Origin of the sequence: Pusillimonas sp. (genome assembly GCF_035515275.1) — a bacterium.
In the GTDB taxonomy this organism is placed as follows: Bacteria; Pseudomonadota; Gammaproteobacteria; order Burkholderiales; family Burkholderiaceae_B; genus Pusillimonas.
Window position 1 is genome coordinate 1 of record NZ_DATJBQ010000013.1, and the last position, 2,594, is coordinate 2,594.

The 2,594-nt window shown below is 59.2% G+C and carries 4 protein-coding genes; 1 reads left to right on the top strand and 3 read right to left on the bottom strand.

Annotated features, from left to right (window positions below):
• The 3 genes from VL003_RS00700 to VL003_RS00710 form a co-directional block, all read right to left on the bottom strand.
• Positions 1–708 (bottom strand): dioxygenase family protein (locus VL003_RS00700; RefSeq protein WP_325438569.1); only part of this gene is annotated, 708 nt, incomplete at its 3' end.
• A 130-nt stretch (positions 709–838) separates the two neighbouring features.
• Positions 839–1,129 (bottom strand): muconolactone Delta-isomerase, encoded by a 291-nt coding sequence (gene catC / locus VL003_RS00705; protein WP_325438571.1) that lies wholly within the window; start codon positions 1,127–1,129, stop codon positions 839–841.
• A gap of 18 nt (positions 1,130–1,147) precedes the next feature.
• Positions 1,148–2,317 carry a muconate/chloromuconate family cycloisomerase gene (locus VL003_RS00710; RefSeq protein WP_325438573.1) on the bottom strand — a complete coding sequence of 390 codons (1,170 nt, stop codon included), beginning with the start codon at positions 2,315–2,317 and terminating at the stop codon, positions 1,148–1,150.
• Positions 2,318–2,471: 154 nt separating this feature from the next.
• Between VL003_RS00710 and VL003_RS00715 the strand changes: the two genes are divergently transcribed.
• The coding region (locus tag VL003_RS00715) for a LysR family transcriptional regulator (RefSeq protein WP_325438575.1) at positions 2,472–2,594 on the top strand (123 nt) is incomplete at its 3' end.

Consider the following 2,594-nt stretch of genomic DNA (forward strand, 5'->3'; position numbering starts at 1 on the left):
CTTGCGCTGGCCGTCGGCGCTGACAAAGAAGTGCACGTGGGCGGGGCGGTTGCCGTGGCGGCCCAGCCCGTTCAGCAGTTGCTGCGTGGCGCCTTGGGGCGGACAGCCATAGCCTACGGGCATCAGCGTGCGGAACTCGTATTTGCCATCGGCGCCGGTGCGTACCGCGCCGCGCAGGTTGAAGTTGCTTTGTGCGCCGGTAGGGTCAAAGTGCGAGTAAAAGCCGTTAGAGTTGGCGTGCCAGCATTCGACCAGGGCCCCTGCTACGGGCTTGCCGTCGCGGTCGGTGACCGTGCCGCGAATGACCAGCGGGCCGGCTGCTTCGTCGGGGTCGATGTCCATTTTGGCCAGGCCGTCTTTAACCGGTGCACCGGCCACGTACAGCGGGCCTTCGATGGTGCGCGGCGTGCCGCCGTCCAGGCCGATCTGCTTGTCTTCGGCGTCCATGCGAATGTCCAGGTACTTTTCCAGGCCCAGACCTGCGGCCAGCAGCGCCGATTCGCCGTCTTGCCCCAGCTTGTTCAGGTAGTTGACCCCGGCCCACACTTCGTCGGGCGTGATGTCCAGGTCGTCAATGGCCTTGAACAGGTCGGAAAGCAGGCGGTTCAAAATTTGCTTGAAGCGCTCGTTGCCGCCTTGTTGGCCGATACCGGCGGCTGCTTTGAGCAGGTCTTGTACTTCCTGGGTGTTAAATACTTTAACGCTCATGTCGTTTCCTTAAGATTGAATCGTCAAATACTGCCCGTGACCTTTCGGCGCTGCGGTGTGTATCAAAACAGAGCCTGCTTGCTACGTGGCTTGGGCCAGTGGTTACTTCAGTTTCAACTGGGGTGTGCGATTACGAATCGTCTTCGCGCACCGAAGAAGGGTGCCGACACAACGGCGACACCGAAATCTTCATATAGGGGTACAAGGGCAGGCCGCTTAGCAACTGGTGCAGTTCGGCGTTGTCGTCAACGTCGAACACGCTGTAATTGGCGTACTCGCCCACAATGCGCCAAATGTGGCGCCATTTGCCGCTGCGCTGCAGATCTTGCGAATACGCCTTCTCTTTAGCAAGTAATTCCGCCTTAACGTCGGCATCCAGATTAGGGGGAATATTCACATCCATACGTACATGAAACAGCATGTCGTTCTCTCCTGCGCTTCAAGGGCGCGTAGTAGCCTTCAACGAGCCTTCGCGCGTAAAACGCTTCACCTGGGCTTCATTCAAAGCAATACCCAGGCCCGGCCCGTCGGGCACGGTCAGCTCAAAGTCGCTGTAATCAAGCGGCTCGGTCAGAATCTCTTCGGTAATCAGCAGCGGGCCGAACAGTTCGGTGCCCCACTGCAAATGGGCAAAGCCGGCAAACAAGTGGGCCGAGGCAATGGTGCTTATGGCCCCTTCAAGCATGGTGCCGCCGTACAGCTCAATGCCGGCCGCATCGGCAATGGCCGCCACACGCTGGGCGGCAAACAGCCCGCCGTTTTGCTCGATTTTTACGGCGAATACGTCGGCGCCGGCATGGCGGGCAATGTTGAAGGCGCTTTCAGGGCCCTGCAGCACCTCGTCGGCCATTAGCGCCACCGGAAAGCGGCGCATCAGGCGGCCCAGCGCCTCGGCAGAAGCCACCGGCTGTTCGACCAGCTCGCAGCCCGCATCAGCCAGCGCCGCAATACCCCAGGCCGCCTGCGTTTCGCTCCAGGCCATATTGATATCGACGCGCACCGCCGCCCGATCGCCCATGGCCTTTTTAATGTCGGCCACGTGTTGAATATCGGTTTTGATGTCTTTGGCGCCTATCTTCAGCTTGAAAATATTGTGCCGGCGCAGGGCCAGCATTTTCTCGGCCTCGGCAATGTCTTGCGCGGTATCGCCGGAAGCAAGGGTCCAGGCCACCGGCAGGCGGTCGCGCCGGCGGCCGCCCAGCAACTGGCCTATAGAGACGCCCAGGCGTTTGCCATGTGCGTCGAGCAGGGCGGTTTCGAGCGCGCATTTGGCAAAGTGGTTTACTTTTACCAGCTTGCCCAGGTGCGCCATAAGCGCCTGCACCCGCGTGGCGTCTTTGCCCAGTATGGCCGGGGCCAGGTAGGTGTCTACCGCCAGTTTCATGGTTTCGGGGCTTTCAGGGCCGTAGGCCATGCCGGCAATGGTGGTGCCTTCGCCCAGGCCCACCACGCCGTCGCTGCAGTGCACGCGCAACAGCATCAGGCTTTGCCCCTGCATGGTGCCTATCGAAAGCTTGTGCGGCCGGATAGTGGGCAGGTCGACAATGCAGGTTTCAACGCGTTCTATAACCGGTTGATTCGATTCAGATTGGTAAGAAGTGTGGCTCATGGAACGCATATTCGCCTTCCATGCCACGCAAAGTCCAACACCTTTTACATCTGTTTCAATACCCAAAAGGTATGTAACGGTCGTAAACCCTTAATATTCACGTGTTTCCCAATGTAATATACAAAGTGTATTAAGCCCACAACCTAGGGTAAACATGGATATCCGACAGATGCGGTATTTCGTTGCCGTGGCGCGCGAACGCAACTTCACCCGCGCCGCCGAGCAACTGCACATTGCCCAGCCCCCGTTAAGCCGGCAAATCCAGGCCCTGGAAGCA

Bases quoted from the DNA above. Each gene is read 5' to 3' on its own strand.
- catC (WP_325438571.1), bottom strand. From the start codon at position 1,129: ATGCTGTTTCATGTACGTATGGATGTGAATATTCCCCCTAATCTGGAT.
- VL003_RS00710 (WP_325438573.1), bottom strand. From the start codon at position 2,317: ATGAGCCACACTTCTTACCAATCTGAATCGAATCAACCGGTTATAGAA.